Source organism: Streptococcus sp. 2018WUSS126 (genome assembly GCF_044427425.1).
Lineage (GTDB): Bacteria > Bacillota > Bacilli > Lactobacillales > Streptococcaceae > Streptococcus > Streptococcus hashimotonensis.
The window spans coordinates 1-14353 of sequence record NZ_JAOTGB010000002.1 but is presented as its reverse complement, the minus strand read 5'-3'; the positions used below and the strand labels follow the sequence as shown (position 1 = coordinate 14353).

13 protein-coding genes are annotated in these 14353 nt (G+C 41.8%); 4 read left to right on the top strand and 9 right to left on the bottom strand.

Annotated features, from left to right (window positions below; genetic code table 11):
- Window positions 1-77: 77 nt before the first annotated feature.
- Together ODU34_RS01170 and ODU34_RS01165 are read left to right on the top strand one after the other, a co-directional pair.
- Window positions 78-2186, top strand: coding sequence for an amino acid ABC transporter permease (locus tag ODU34_RS01170; RefSeq protein ID WP_014638746.1), 2109 nt, complete (start codon window positions 78-80; stop codon window positions 2184-2186).
- Window positions 2183-2812 (top strand): ABC transporter ATP-binding protein, encoded by a 630-nt coding sequence (locus tag ODU34_RS01165; RefSeq protein ID WP_105178772.1) that lies wholly within the window; start codon window positions 2183-2185, stop codon window positions 2810-2812. The genes ODU34_RS01170 and ODU34_RS01165 overlap by 4 nt, the downstream gene beginning before the upstream one ends.
- A gap of 215 nt (window positions 2813-3027) precedes the next feature.
- Here the strand turns inward: ODU34_RS01165 and ODU34_RS01160 are convergent, their stop codons facing one another.
- The 3 genes from ODU34_RS01160 to ODU34_RS01150 are packed head-to-tail and all read right to left on the bottom strand — an operon-like array spanning window position 3028 to window position 6961.
- Window positions 3028-4812, bottom strand: coding sequence for an ABC transporter ATP-binding protein (locus ODU34_RS01160; protein WP_105178773.1), 1785 nt, complete (start codon window positions 4810-4812; stop codon window positions 3028-3030).
- Window positions 4813-6519: an ABC transporter ATP-binding protein gene (locus ODU34_RS01155; protein WP_105178774.1), complete on the bottom strand. Its 1707-nt coding sequence runs from the start codon at window positions 6517-6519 to the stop codon at window positions 4813-4815. It lies immediately after the preceding gene.
- Window positions 6512-6961, bottom strand: coding sequence for a MarR family winged helix-turn-helix transcriptional regulator (locus tag ODU34_RS01150; protein ID WP_029752443.1), 450 nt, complete (start codon window positions 6959-6961; stop codon window positions 6512-6514). The genes ODU34_RS01155 and ODU34_RS01150 overlap by 8 nt, the downstream gene beginning before the upstream one ends.
- A 221-nt stretch (window positions 6962-7182) precedes the next feature.
- On the opposite strand from ODU34_RS01150, the gene ODU34_RS01145 reads away from it, so the two are divergent.
- Both ODU34_RS01145 and galU read left to right on the top strand, forming a co-directional pair.
- Window positions 7183-8199 carry an NAD(P)H-dependent glycerol-3-phosphate dehydrogenase gene (locus ODU34_RS01145; protein WP_014638751.1) on the top strand — a complete coding sequence of 339 codons (1017 nt, stop codon included), beginning with the start codon at window positions 7183-7185 and terminating at the stop codon, window positions 8197-8199.
- Window positions 8200-8244: 45 nt separating this feature from the next.
- Window positions 8245-9144 (top strand): UTP--glucose-1-phosphate uridylyltransferase GalU, encoded by a 900-nt coding sequence (galU, locus tag ODU34_RS01140; protein WP_105178775.1) that lies wholly within the window; start codon window positions 8245-8247, stop codon window positions 9142-9144.
- Window positions 9145-9163: 19 nt separating this feature from the next.
- On the opposite strand, the gene ODU34_RS01135 is transcribed toward galU, so the two are convergent.
- The 6 genes from ODU34_RS01135 to ODU34_RS01110 all read right to left on the bottom strand — a co-directional run bounded on the left by ODU34_RS01135 (window position 9164) and on the right by ODU34_RS01110 (window position 13984).
- Window positions 9164-9841 (bottom strand): rhomboid family intramembrane serine protease, encoded by a 678-nt coding sequence (locus ODU34_RS01135; RefSeq protein ID WP_105178776.1) that lies wholly within the window; start codon window positions 9839-9841, stop codon window positions 9164-9166.
- Window positions 9825-10367 carry a 5-formyltetrahydrofolate cyclo-ligase gene (locus ODU34_RS01130; protein ID WP_105138836.1) on the bottom strand — a complete coding sequence of 181 codons (543 nt, stop codon included), beginning with the start codon at window positions 10365-10367 and terminating at the stop codon, window positions 9825-9827. Before ODU34_RS01130 ends, ODU34_RS01135 begins: the two co-directional genes overlap by 17 nt.
- Before the next feature lie 41 nt (window positions 10368-10408).
- Window positions 10409-11536: an N-acetyldiaminopimelate deacetylase gene (locus ODU34_RS01125; protein ID WP_136671654.1), complete on the bottom strand. Its 1128-nt coding sequence runs from the start codon at window positions 11534-11536 to the stop codon at window positions 10409-10411.
- Between the two features lie 9 nt (window positions 11537-11545).
- On the bottom strand, window positions 11546-12244 hold the full coding sequence (gene dapD, locus ODU34_RS01120) for a 2,3,4,5-tetrahydropyridine-2,6-dicarboxylate N-acetyltransferase (RefSeq protein WP_105178778.1): 699 nt from the start codon (window positions 12242-12244) through the stop codon (window positions 11546-11548).
- A 157-nt stretch (window positions 12245-12401) separates the two neighbouring features.
- Window positions 12402-12941 (bottom strand): hypothetical protein, encoded by a 540-nt coding sequence (locus ODU34_RS01115; protein ID WP_105178779.1) that lies wholly within the window; start codon window positions 12939-12941, stop codon window positions 12402-12404.
- 314 nt (window positions 12942-13255) lie between these two features.
- The gene (locus ODU34_RS01110) at window positions 13256-13984 is read right to left on the bottom strand and encodes a metallophosphoesterase family protein (RefSeq protein ID WP_105178780.1); all 729 of its coding nucleotides are present in this window, start codon (window positions 13982-13984) and stop codon (window positions 13256-13258) included.
- Between the last annotated feature and the right edge of the window lie 369 nt (window positions 13985-14353).

The window sequence follows — 14353 nt, the reverse complement described above, 5'->3', positions numbered from 1 at the left end:
AAATTCAAAAAGATAGTTAGTTTCCGACCAGCTCTATTGGTGTGCTGGTCGGAAAACGTTTATAAGGAGGTGTTCAGATGAAAAGGCTAAACCATTTCTGTATGATTCTACTTCTGTGTTGTGTCAGTTTTATCGTTGTAAATCTACACTATACAAAGGAAATCAATCGCATACGTGAATTAGGAACGACTGACTATTCATTTCAATTTTATTTACGCGATAGTGCCGTTCCTTCACAGGATTTACTGCATTTTTTTGAAAAAATTGCTGATAAATACAACGTTTCAATTGTCAAAACAGATAGCAACACCGAGGTAATAAAAGCAGGTGTTTTTTCTCATGAGACATTTCCTTATAAAGATTTTGGAATCCAGCAACTTACTTTTAACGAAGACGGAAGTGGATCTTATACAAATATACAATCCTCCGACAAACTAGGGCATATCCCAACATTTTTGCAGGCCAAGACGATACGGCTCATCACTTTAAAAAACTATTTTCAAGATACATCCCATACACTAAATGGTCAGTATACCGTCACATCAACAAAATCCATAAACGACACTGAAATCGTACAGGAATTAAGTCATTTTTTCAATATTGATTCTTCTACACTATTGACTCCAACCTTTGAAACAGCAGTAGAATTAATAAACAGAGACTTGCTACTAGTAGCACTCATCTGCTGTATCGCATTTTTACTCCTTTCATTAACTTCTGTTTACCAACCAATTTTAGATATCAAACATATCGGCGTTGAAAAAATACTTGGATACAGTAACTTAGAGATTTTCTATCGCTATGTAAAACAAAATATACTAATTATGGGAATCGGTAGTATCATTCTAAATAGTTTACCATTTCTGTTTTTTGACTACATGCCTCAAGGTTTTACAGCTATGATGCTGTTAGCGCATTTTATCCTCCTTCAAGTCTATCTACTCATCAACATTTTAGTCATCACAATTATCCAACGCATTAACGCCGCATCTATCATAAAAGGATTTGTTTCCTTCAAAACAGGATTCTATATCAATAATTTCTTCAAATGCTGTCTCACACTTCTTATCACTATATTGATGATTGGTATCGGAAATAGCATTTATGAGGAACACCAAGAATTGAACTATCAAGAACAATGGGAAAAACAGGGAGATTTCCTAACACTCGAAACCGTAAAATCAGGAAATCAACTCTGGCAAGATAGCCTGTCTGGTTCCGACAAAGCTCATCAATATTATTACTCCTTATATAAGAATTTGACAGAAAATCTTCCAACTTACTATATTCGTTCTAGTATCATAAACCCTGGCAATTTCTCACATCTTAAAGAATTTGAACATTCAACATTGGCTAAAGACATCCCTGTTCTATACGCCAACAAAACCTATCTAGAAAGTATAGGATTTCCGATTCCACATACAAGTAAACAATTGACTGTACTCTTTCCAGCATCAATGAAAGAGAATGAAGAGTCTAACAAAAATCTAGCAAAATTGATTGGTTTTCTGTCACTGAAATATGAAGAACAAGTGGCAAAAACAGTCAGCGAGGTAGATGTTGAATACATTTATTATGACGGCGACTGGACATTCTTCCCATACAATGAAACCTTATCCAACAATTTCACTAATCCAATGATTAGCCTGGTCAATGACAATGATATGTCGTGGGAAGATAAAGCACATCTATCAAATACTGGACTAAGTAGCCCAATTAAAATTGCAAATTCCCCTCAACATCAACAAAAAATCGAACAAATTCTTCAGAAATTGCCTGATGATAGCTATTTCAAATTCTCATCAATAAAATCTATTCAACAAGGACGTGTAGATAGTTTCCGAGACGCTAGTCGTAACTTCGTCACCCTGTTTGCGATTATCTGCTTACTGAGCATTGTTGTTTCCTATTTTATTGTAAAAAGTATGTTTCTTTGGAGAAAATCTCATATCATCACTATGAAATTTTTAGGATGGTCACTTTTTGACCGCTACAAACCTATTCTAATCGGACTAACTCTACTATATTTGCTACCTCTTCCAGTTATTTTGATAGCTGGTAAGTCACTATTTCCTCTTGCACTTTTTTTACTATTTGCCATTGCTGATGGGGGTATTTTCCTATTTACATCACTGCGCATGGAGCAAAAAAATCTTGTACAATACTTGAAAGGAGAGAACCTATGATTCATTTAGAACATATCTTTAAAAAGATTGGTCAAAAACATATCCTACATGATTTTTCCCTCAACATTGAACAAGGTGAACTAGTCGCAATTGTTGGAAAAAGTGGTAGCGGAAAAACAACATTACTAAATATCATTGGCTTGCTTGACGGTGAATACGAAGGAAATTACCTCCTATTTGGTCATTCAAACGTACCTGTAAACACTAGGACATCTCAAAAAATAATTCGGGAACAAATTTCCTATCTATTCCAAAATTTTGCTCTAATTGAGAACGAAAGCGTCGAGTATAATCTCCTGATGGCATTAAAATATACCAGACTATCAAAAAAGGAAAAGGAAGAGTCTATAAAAAATATACTAGAAAAAATCGGGCTAGCAAACACGCTAAAACAAAAAATTTCCGAGCTGTCCGGAGGAGAACAACAGCGAATTGCTATCGCTCGTGCTCTACTCAAACCAAGCAATCTTATCTTGGCAGATGAGCCAACGGGAGCATTAGATCAGGAAAATAGGGACTTAATCCTGCAATTTCTCATAGAAATGAATAATAGTGGAAAAACAGTAATTATCGTCACACACGATCCATATATTGCCGATAAGTGTCAGCGGATTGTTCGTTTATGATTTAGATAGTTTCTACACCCTTTGCGAATAAGTTTTCCGCTAAGAACCTGCATTCACAAGTGACTTCCACACCTAGAAACAAGTCGTCTATGGCCAGACCCGAATACGGTATTGACTCTGCCGAGGTTATCATATTCAAGAACAATTTCTCCAACAGTTAGATACAACAAGAAAAAGGTCTGAAAACCAGCTCATCTGGTTTCAGACCTTTTTCTTTATTCAAACACAAACTGGTTGTGGTAGAGTTCGGCGTAGAAGCCATTAAGCTTGAGAAGCTGGCTGTGGTTGCCTTGCTCGATAACTTTTCCGTCTTTGAGGACGATGATTTCATCCGCATTGAGAATGGTTTTGAGGCGGTGGGCAATGACGAAGCTGGTCCGTCCTGCGATAATGGCCTCCATGGCCTTTTGGATTTTGGCTTCCGTTACGGTATCAACGTTAGACGTTGCTTCGTCCAAAATCAAGACCTGTGGATCTGTCAAGAGCGTACGGGCAATGGAAATCAGCTGTTTCTGACCTGTGGAGAAGACATTCTCATCATCGGTCACAAAGGTTTCATAACCCTCTGGCAAGCTCATGATAAAGTCGTGGATATGGGTGGCACGGGCTGCGGTTTCCACCATTTCTTGCGAAATGCTCTCATCACCAAAGCGGATATTGTCCGCAATAGTGCCAGAGAAGAGGACCGATTCCTGCAAGACAATGCCGACCTTATCCCGCAAACTATCCAAATCATATTCCCGAATATTGCGACCGTCAAAGGTCACGCTACCACCATTGACATCGTAGAAGCGGTTGATCAAGTTCATAATAGTAGTCTTACCAGATCCCGTCGGACCAACGACCGCCACCATTTTGCCCTTAGGAGCTGAAATAGACACCTTGTCCAAGACCTTCTGACCTGGCAGGTAGCCAAAGTCGATGTCCTTGATTTCAACACCTTCTTTTAATTCGGTAAATAGCGGAGCGTTTTGAGGGCGGACTTCCTCAGGCTCATCAAACATTTCCTGAATACGATGAGCTCCTGTGAAAGCCAACTGCAATTCTGCCCAGCTAGATGCAATCTGCATGATTGGCTGGTAATACTGTTGCGAATATTGAACAAAAGTCACGACCAGACCAAGTGCGGCAGCTGTTTCCAGCGAGCTATCATTGAGAACAATGCTGGAACCTGCAAAGATAACAATGGCAGTATTAACCAAGCTCATTCCGTTCATAAATGGAAAGAGAATCCCACCAAACAAACGTCCCTTGAAAGTTGTGCGACGAACTTCTTCATTGAGCTCCAAGAAACCATCAATAGTCTCTTCCTGCACACCCTGTACAATAATCGCTTTTTGTCCTGAAATCTTCTCATCCATGTAGGCATTGAGTTTAGACACGGCAGCCTGTTGCTTGTCAGTATATTTCCGTGACAGGCGAATGATAATCACTAGGGCAATCAAAGCAACTGGCGTGGATGCAATAGTTACCAAAGCCAAGCGAGTATCCTGACGGAACATCATGATAACCATACCGATGTAAAGAGCGATATTGGTCACTACCTGAGTCAAGGACTGGTTAAAAGCATTTTGGATATTATCCAAATCACTGGTAAAACGAGAAAGAATATCCCCATCCTTGTGGCTATCAAAGAAGGCAACTGTCAAGCGTTCCAACTTGCCAAACAAACCTTTTCGCATCCGGTTGGTTGAATGAGCCACGATACGCGTGAAGAGGATGGTATAAATCAAGGTTGATACCACAGTCGCCACATAGGCCAACAAGAGATTGAGCATAACCCCATTAAAGTCCGTCATATCAGGCTTGAAACCTGACTGCCCCATCTGCTCTGCAGCAAAATAAGCCTGACCAATTTTCCCCATCTCTGCAATAGCATTACCCAGGAAAACAGGTGTCTTAACCTGCAAATAGGTCGCCGTCACAATGGCTAGAAAAATCACAGCAAAGGACAGCTTATAGCGTTTAAAATAAAACCAGAAAAAACGTAATGTCTTCATTTATTCTTCCTTCCCTTTCTGTGTTTCGTAAATTTCTCGGTAGACGTCATTTGTCGCTACCAATTCTGCGTGTGTTCCCTGACCAATCAAGCGACCTTCATCAAGAACCAATATCTTATCAGCTTTGACAACAGAAGAAATCTTCTGAGCAACGATGACCGTCGTTGTCCCCTTCAAATCATGGTTGAGGGCTTCTTGGACCAACTTCTCTGATTTGGCATCCAAGGCTGAGGTCGAATCATCTAGCACCAAGACTTTAGGATCACTAATCACCCCACGCGCAATGGACATCCGCTGTTTCTGACCACCTGAGAAGTTATTTCCACGTTCTTCTACTTGGCTCTCATAGGTATCATCCAAGCGGTCGATAAATTCTTTGGCTTGGGCAATACCTGCGGCCCGCTCCAAACGTTCCAAATCTGCACCAGGTGCACCTTGACGCAAATTGTCCGCAATGGTCCCTGAGAAGAGAATAGCTTTTTGCAAAACGATAGACACTGTATCTCTCAAGGTTTCCTGACTGATGTCTTTCAAATCACGACCGCCAATTGACACAGTCCCTTCCTGTGGATCAAACAAACGCGGAATGAGCTGAGCTAGTGTTGATTTACCCGCACCCGTTGCACCGACCACACCGACCATCTGACCAGACTCAATCTCAAAGGAGATATTTTTCAAGGTTGGCTCAGTGTCATGCGGATAGGTAAAGCTGACATTGTCAAAAACAATCCGACCATCCAAGTCCTCTTTTGCACCATCTTTAAAGGACATCGCTGGCTCTGTATCTAAAACCTCACTCAGACGTTTAATGGAAATAGCAGCACGTGAAGCCTGCATCCCCATAAAGCTAGTCATGATAATCGCAAACATGATTTGCATAAGGTAACTCATAAAGGAAGTAAAGCCCCCAACTGCTTCGATATTAGTGTCTAACATCCCTGAAACGAGATAAAGCGACACAAAAATCGCCATGTAGGAGATAAACATCATCAAAGGTTGCAAGATAGAAAAACCATAACCAATAAAGAGGTTAAGATCCAAAAGCTCATTGGATACTTCTTTAAATTTAGCGTATTGATTCTTCTCCTGTACAAAGGACTTAACCACGCGGATCCCACGGAGGTTTTCCTTTGCAATGCTATTCATCCTGTCCATGAGGGACTGGAATTTACCAAAGCGCGGTCCCATCAAGCCCATCACGACTGCCATGATTCCCATGATGATGATGACCATGAGCACGATAATCCACCAAAGTTCTGGCAAAGTGCGCACTGCCATGATAAAGGCACCAACAAAGAGCAGGGGTACCCGCATCAGGATAGTAAAGAGCATCATGACAAGGTTCTGAATTTGGTTGACGTCGTTGGTCATACGAACCACCAAATTCCCTGCATTAAATTCCTCTACATTGGCATAGGAAAAGCTCTGAATTTTCCGAAAGGTCTTCTCACGAATATCCGCAGACACTCCCTGAGAAATCTTAGCTGCCATGATTGTATTGGTCAGACCAGCCAAGAGACCAATTCCCGCAATCAGCAAGAGGAACTTACCGACACGGACAATTTCTTCCTTATCATTGGCCAAGACAGCAGTCAATACATCCTGTAAATAACTAGGTTGCATCAAGGTCGTTGCTACGACAATAGACGTCAACAAGACCGATGCCAAGGCATACCATTTGTAACGTAAAATGGCTTCTTTAAACATGATTCTTCTCCTTATAGTGTTGAATATTTTCTTTTAATTGATCGGCCACCTGTCTGATCAAATCAAATTCTTCCTTTTGAATACCTCGAAAGAGAGAATGGTGCATCTCCTCATGGAAGGATTTTAGGTGACAAATCTTGCTCCGACCTTTCTCTGTCAAGACCAACTGCTTATAGCGTCTGTCAAACTGAGAAGGTAAAACCCGAATAAAGTCATTTTTCTCCATTCGCTTAACTAGATTGCTGGCAACGGATTTGGAAATCTTCAACTCCGCTTCAATGTCTTTGACAAAGGTTTCAACTTCAGACCGTTCTGCTATAAAACGCAGGGCCCATCCCTGTGGTCCAGCTAGGTGTTCCACATCATATTCCTTTGCAATGGTTTCACTGATTTGTTCAATCTGATTTAATAGATTCCGAAAATCTGCAATAGTATGTCCCATGATAGCTCCTTTCTACGAAAATAATTACCATGAGAACTATTATAGTTCTCTTAGGAACTATTGTCAATTATTCCGTTTGCTCTTTTCTGAAAATATTTTGTTGTTTCAGCACCATTACTTACTCGAAAACTATAATATATATACTGTATAACTTATATAAGATTTTATGTATCAATTATGGTATAATATATCTAAATTACACCAACTAGAAAGGATTTTTTATGACCAAACAAACCATTGCCATCTTGGGACCCGGTTCATGGGGCACCGCCCTAGGACAAGTTCTCAACGACAACGGTCATACTGTCCGTATTTGGGGAAATGTCCCCGAACAAATCGACGAAATCAATAAAGAACATACAAATAAGCGCTATTTCAAGGATGTTATCCTAGATGAAAACATCAAAGGATATAAGGATTTGACTGAAGCCTTGGACGGTGTTGACGCGGTTCTTTTCGTTGTGCCAACCAAGGTAACACGCCTAGTTGCCAAGCAAGTCGCACAAGCTCTCAAACACAAGGTAGTTGTCATGCACGCTTCAAAAGGCTTAGAACCTGATAGTCACAAGCGCTTGTCTGAGGTACTGGAAGAAGAAATTCCTGCTGAACTCCGTTCTGAAATCGTCGTGGTTTCAGGGCCAAGTCATGCAGAAGAGACTATCGTCCGTGATTTGACCTTGATTTCTGCAGCTTCAAAAGACTTGGAAACAGCCAGCTACGTCCAAAATCTTTTCAGCAACCACTACTTCCGACTTTATACAAATAATGATGTCATCGGTGTAGAAACAGCAGGTGCCCTTAAAAATATTATTGCTGTCGGCGCTGGCGCTTTACACGGACTTGGTTATGGTGATAATGCCAAGGCAGCTATTATCGCTCGCGGTTTGACAGAAATCACACGTCTAGGCGTTGCTATGGGCGCAAATCCTCTGACTTACAGCGGTCTTTCTGGTGTTGGTGATTTGATTGTTACCGGTACATCTGTCCACTCCCGCAACTGGAGAGCTGGAGATCAGCTCGGTCGCGGTGAAAAACTCGAAGATGTAGAACGCAATATGGGAATGGTGATTGAAGGTATTTCGACAACTAAGGCAGCCTATGAGTTGGCTCAAGAATTAGATGTTTACATGCCTATTACCCAAGCCATCTACAAGGTCATCTACCAAGGTGCAGGTATTGAAGATGCCATCAAAGAAATCATGACGGGTGAATTCCGCCATGAAAATGAATGGCATTGATTCTTATTAAACACAAAAAAATAAAATATAAAGGATTACATACTTATGAAAAAAGTTAGAAAAGCTGTTATCCCAGCTGCAGGTTTGGGAACACGTTTCTTGCCTGCTACTAAGGCTCTTGCCAAGGAAATGTTGCCAATCGTTGACAAGCCAACCCTCCAATTTATCTTCGAAGAAGCGCTTCGTTCAGGCATCGAAGATATATTGGTCGTAACTAACAAATCAAAACGTTCCATTGAAGACCATTTTGATTCGAATTTTGAATTGGAATACAACCTAAAAGAAAAAGGTAAAGATGACCTCTTGAAACTGGTTGATGATGCAACGGCCATCAGACTTCATTTTATCCGCCAAAGCTATCCAAAGGGACTAGGAGATGCAGTCTTACAAGCTAAAGCCTTTGTGGGAAATGAACCTTTCGTTGTCATGCTGGGTGATGACCTCATGGACATTACCGATCCTACAGCCACTCCAATAACCAAGCAATTGATCGAGGACTACGAAGCAACACATGCTTCAACCATTGCTGTTATGCCTGTTCCTCATGAAGAAGTTTCTGCATACGGTGTTATCGCTCCACAAGGTGAAGGTGTCAACGGTCTCTATAGTGTGGAAACCTTTGTGGAAAAACCAAAACCAGAAGATGCTCCTTCTGACCTTGCTATTATCGGACGCTACTTACTCACTCCTGAAATCTTTGAGATCTTAGAAAACCAAAAACCAGGTGCCGGGAACGAGATTCAATTGACAGATGCCATTGATACTCTGAACAAAACGCAACGTGTTTTCGCTCGCGAATTCAAAGGCAACCGTTACGATGTTGGGGATAAGTTCGGTTTCATGAAAACTTCTATCGACTACGCCCTCCAACACCCTCAAGTAAAAGATGATTTGAAACAATACTTAATCGATCTTGGTAAAAAATTAGATACAAAGAAAAACTAGCAATCGCTAGTTTTTTTTATTACATCAAATAGAATACCCCTAGTAGAAAAACAATCAAGCCCAAATATCCAATGAAACTGTAAAAAATCTGTTTTCCTGTAAAGAGATCCTTTTCCACAAGAGGTGGAAGGAAAATCACGACCAAGCATCCTCCAATAGCTCCTCCAATATGTCCTGCCATGCTAATGGTTGGATTAAAAAGTCCCAAGACCAAGTTCAATCCCAAAAGGACCATATAACGTTGACCAAGAACCTGTAGATAAGGGCTGCGACTAAATTTCCTCAACAGTGCCATAGCGGCAAAAAGACCAAACAGCGAGGTTGAGGCACCTGCACCAACTACATCTGGTGTAAAGAAGAGAACAAAAAGATTGCCCATAATACCAGATAATAGATAGAGAAGAAAGAACCTCCGGGACCCAAAAAGCCCTTCTAATTGATACCCTAAACCAAGTAAAGTAATACCATTGAATAGAAAATGCTCCCAACCAATGTGGACAAAAATAGGCGAAACCAAGCGCCACAACTGAGTCGGATCATAACGCACTACTTCCCCGTACATACCACCAAATTCAAAAATCGTATAGGCTGTAGTGGTCTGCCCAAATCGAAATACTTGTATCAAAAGAAAAACAAGAGCCGTGACTGCCAACAAGCCATTGGTCACAGGGTAGCGCTTATCAAAAAAGTTCTTCAAAAATCAACATCTCCTTTACTGGAATATCAAATACATCTGGTTCAAAATCATAGACTTGAAAGTCTGCCAAGGTCGATACCGTCTCCCCCTGATAATCTGCTAGGTAGCGATCATAAAAACCACCTCCATAGCCCACTCGGAAACCCGCTTGATGCCAAGCTAAACCAGGAACATGGATCAACTTAACCACAGACTTATCCACAGGTTGTGAATAAGTACCAGGTTCCCAAACTCCAAACCTAGATTTCACCAAATCATCAGGATTATATTCTACAAAATCCATACGACCTTGTGAATAGGTCTTAGGGATGAAAATCTGCTTGCCATCCTTTTGAGCCTGCTCAATCAGGTAAGAAGTGTCAAACTCATGGGGCATGGAAAGGTAGGTCCCAAGCGACTTTGTGCCTTGATAGGCCTCAGAAGCAAGGAGGCGCTCCGTTAGCTGCTGACTCCATCTTGCTCGCTGGCTACTAGTCAGGGCTTTCAATCTCTGCAAGACCTCTTGCCGAATTTCTTTTTTATCCACAGGAAATCCTTTCCTTTCAGAAAAAGACTGGGAATTCCAGTCTAGTTTGCTTTCGTTTCCAAAAAATCGCTCAACTTATCCACAGCAAAGGGAAGCACTTCCTCTTTGGGGCTGAGACGAGGATTGTGAAGTGGATAAGGCGTATCCACACCCAGCCAGAACATAACACCTGGAACCTTGTTGAGCAGGTAGCCAAAGTCCTCACCCGTCATGGCAGGTGAGCAGTCAATCATCTCCACGCCCTCGACCTGTTCAAAATAAGTCATCAGTTCATCCGCCAGCTGGGGATTGTTCTCCACAGGCAGATAACCGCTAGGATTAAGCTCAATCTCCAAGTCCACTCCAAAGGACAGGGCGATTCCTTCTGCCACTTCCCGCACCCGTTTTTGCACCAAGAGGCTCATGTTCTGAGTCAAGGCCCGAATGGTCCCGTGCAGAAAGGCTGTTTCAGCAATGACATTGTTTGTCGTGCCAGCATGCATGGAACCGAAGGTCACCACTGCTCCCTCGATTGGGTCGACATTTCGACTCACCACTGACTGAACCTGGGTCACAAAGTAGCTGGCTGCCACCAAGGCGTCATTGGCGGTATGGGGAAATGCTGCGTGGCCACCCTTTCCTGTAAACCGTATCTTGACTTCACAGGTCCCAGCAAAGAGGGTCGTACGGTTGGTGGCCATTTGACCGACTTTGAGGTCTGGTCGGACATGAAGCCCATAAAATTCATCTGGTAACCAATCTCCAAAAGCCCCCGCTTCATATAGGAGCATACCACCTGCTAGATTTTCCTCCGCAGGCTGAAACAAGAAGAGAAGATTATTCCTTGGTTGCTGCTCTGCCATTTTCTCCAAAAGCCCCAAGGCAATGGTCATGTGGAAATCATGTCCGCAGGCGTGCATACGGTCTGGGTGGAGGGACTTGAAGTCCAGGCCCGTTTCCTCCACAATAGGCAGGCCGTCAATATCTGCCCGCCAGCCAATGGTCTTTTCAGGAGCAGAACCTGTCAGATAGACCAGGATACCTGTCTTCCATGTACGGACTTGGGCAAAAGAGCAATCTTCCAGCAAGTTCTCAATAGTTTCCATAAGAAAGGCATGTGTCTTGAACTCCTCCATACCCAACTCTGGAATCTGGTGGAGGGCCCGCCGTGTTGCAATTAAATCTAGCATAACTACCTCTTAGAGTGTCCGTAATGCCTCTTCCAAGGCTGTTTTTTGTTGGGTTTGCTCATCGATTTCCTTGATGATGCGGGCTGGTACACCTGCAACCACAACGTTTTCAGGGACGTCTTGGGTCACAATAGCACCGGCTGCGACAACAGAGCCGCTACCGATTTGCACGCCCTCGATAACAACGGCATTGGCACCGACCAAAACATTGTCGCCAACACGCACTGGCTCAGCCGAAGCTGGCTCGATAACACCTGCAAGGACCGCACCTGCACCGATGTGGCTGTTTTTACCAACCGTCGCACGACCACCAAGGATAGCACCCATGTCAATCATGGTACCTGGGCCGATTTCCGCACCGATGTTAATGACCGCACCCATCATGATAACGGCATTATCGCCAATGGTCACTTGATCGCGGATAATGGCACCTGGCTCGATACGGGCATTGATGTTCCGCTTGTCAAGCAATGGCACAGCCGAATTGCGGCCGTCTTGCTCGACCACGTAGTCTACATTTTCAGTCAAGTTTGCCAAAAGTGGCTCGACATCCTTCCAGTCACCGAAGAGGACATTGCCAAGCTTTGTCACTTCAGCAGGAACAGGACCAGCCAATTCACCTTCAAAGGTCACCTTAACAGTCGTTTTTTTCACAGCATTACCAATAAAGGCAATGATTTCTTGTGCAGTCATTTTTTGTGCAGTCATAATATTTTCCAATCTAAAAATAATATTTTTTCTATTATATCAAAATTTTCTGAAAATTTGGGAAGAAATGCAAAAAAATGAAAAAGAGACCCTCAGTTCCCAATGTTATTAAGTTAGCTAACCTAATAACATTGAGCAGGAGCCAAATCTTTCCCTGTTATTCATTTAATAATGTTTGTGCCTGTTCATGCACAGTTGTCATCGTTTGTTTTAGTTGATCACGAACTGTTTTTAAACTATCCAAAACAGTAGCTCGTGCTTCTTCTGGAATCACTGTCGAGTCATCCCCTAATGTCGCAAATTGTGAATCCAGTGCTGATTTTTGTTGTTCAAGCATCGTTACAATTTGCTCACGATATGGTTTTAAAGTAGTCTGTGCTTCTTCTGGTAACTGAACAATTAGCCCATCAAAGTCAGCAACATAAGAGTCCATCAATGAGTTCAATGATGTTTTATATTCTCCGATAGTCTGAATCGCATCAATTTCTGCATCTGCCAGATAAGTCACTGTTGACTCTTTTAAAGTAACAGTCGAGGATTCAGATGTAGACTCTTTAGTAGAGGATTTCGTTGTGGATGTTTGTTCCGTTGAAGAGCTTTTGGACGTTGTTTCTTCCTTACTATTAGAATTAGAGCAAGCCACCAAAGTAGTAACTGTTAGAAGAGCTGAGAAAATCAGCAACCATTTCTTTTTCATTATAAAACTCCTTTTGTTTATTACTACTAGATAATATTATTTTTAAGTATGAAAGTCAAGTATATCTAGAAAACAATTTATCTTTTTAGAATATACAACCAGTAGCCCTCTCAAATGCAGAATCATTATGAGAATCACTAGGTTTTTATAGGGTATTTCATACCGTTCCTGACTAAACACTCGGATAAAGCTTGATAAAATCTGCCGGATTGACTAGAAATTTTATACCGAACAAATTAGCATATTCATCTCCTAAAAATTGTTAATATCCCTAGTATATATTACCATGCAATTTTGTAAATTTTTACAGTAAGCTACTGGGTCGACTCCATACAGCCCACTGCGTAATCTCTAACCAATCCCTGTTGATTCAAGACTAGACCATGCAGAACTCCGCCGTAAACAGCTCCTCCGTCAATCCCCATTTTCCCATCTGAACTGGTCCAGATTTGGCTAATGCGGAGCTTGGTCTGGTAGAGGTTATAAACAGGGGTATGCCCAAAGACAATCATTTTCCCTGTGGTATTTTCAGCCTCATGGAAAGGAGTACGTAACCAAACCTTATCATGATTACTAGTTTTTCGCCAGTCTGGCAAAGCCAAGTCCACACCAGCATGGACAAAAATATAGTGTTCGGTTTCCAGATGATAGGGACAAGATTTGACAAAATCAATCAATTCCTCATATTGTTCCATCACTGCATTAGCATCCACCAGACCATCAACTGGTGCATCTAAAGGACGACCAAGTAGGGAATTAATGGTCGTATCTCCACCATTCCTCCGGTAATGGTCATAGCGGTCAACCGGATCACGCAACCAGGCCAGAAACATCCGTTCATGATTGCCCGTTAAACAAATCGCACCCTTTTCCCGCACCAAGCTCCAGACCAACTCCAAACAAGCTTTTGAATTTTCTCCACGGTCAATTAAATCCCCAAGAAAAATCAGCTGTTGTCGCTCTTCATTCCATTTCTTCAAAATATCGAGTAGAAGTTCAAACTTTCCATGGACATCACCGATTACAAAAAAATCTTTTTTCATAGACTCTATTCTACCACATTTCTAAAGGAAAGAAAAACTGGGAGTGTGATAGAACTCAAGACATAGAAACATACTAAGATTAGTAGTGAGGAAATCTCCGACGGGAGAAAGTACTCACTACTTTTTCTTTATGATAAAGTAGAGGTGTCTTGTTAAGTCGAGAACTCTTTTGACGCTAGACGTCGCATCAAAAACTGGCAAGGCACCTGTTTTAGAAAGAATGTTATCAAAGTATGTGGGACGCCAGACGTCGAGTATTGAAAATGACATCACTAAAACAAGGAATCATTCAAGACAAAGAGGTAATATCATGCGAGTAGTATTTGGGATTGACGTGAGTAAGGTAAGTTCAGAAGTGGCCATTCTAGT

Excerpts from the sequence above, each read along its gene's own strand:
- ODU34_RS01110 (WP_105178780.1), bottom strand. The coding sequence starts at position 13,984 with ATGAAAAAAGATTTTTTTGTAATCGGTGATGTCCATGGAAAGTTTGAA.
- dapD (WP_105178778.1), bottom strand. The coding sequence starts at position 12,244 with ATGACTGCACAAAAAATGACTGCACAAGAAATCATTGCCTTTATTGGT.
- ODU34_RS01150 (WP_029752443.1), bottom strand. The coding sequence starts at position 6,961 with ATGGGACATACTATTGCAGATTTTCGGAATCTATTAAATCAGATTGAA.
- ODU34_RS01165 (WP_105178772.1), top strand. The coding sequence starts at position 2,183 with ATGATTCATTTAGAACATATCTTTAAAAAGATTGGTCAAAAACATATC.
- ODU34_RS01125 (WP_136671654.1), bottom strand. The coding sequence starts at position 11,536 with ATGCTAGATTTAATTGCAACACGGCGGGCCCTCCACCAGATTCCAGAG.
- ODU34_RS01145 (WP_014638751.1), top strand. The coding sequence starts at position 7,183 with ATGACCAAACAAACCATTGCCATCTTGGGACCCGGTTCATGGGGCACC.
- ODU34_RS01115 (WP_105178779.1), bottom strand. The coding sequence starts at position 12,941 with ATGAAAAAGAAATGGTTGCTGATTTTCTCAGCTCTTCTAACAGTTACT.
- ODU34_RS01155 (WP_105178774.1), bottom strand. The coding sequence starts at position 6,519 with ATGTTTAAAGAAGCCATTTTACGTTACAAATGGTATGCCTTGGCATCG.
- ODU34_RS01170 (WP_014638746.1), top strand. The coding sequence starts at position 78 with ATGAAAAGGCTAAACCATTTCTGTATGATTCTACTTCTGTGTTGTGTC.
- ODU34_RS01160 (WP_105178773.1), bottom strand. The coding sequence starts at position 4,812 with ATGAAGACATTACGTTTTTTCTGGTTTTATTTTAAACGCTATAAGCTG.
- galU (WP_105178775.1), top strand. The coding sequence starts at position 8,245 with ATGAAAAAAGTTAGAAAAGCTGTTATCCCAGCTGCAGGTTTGGGAACA.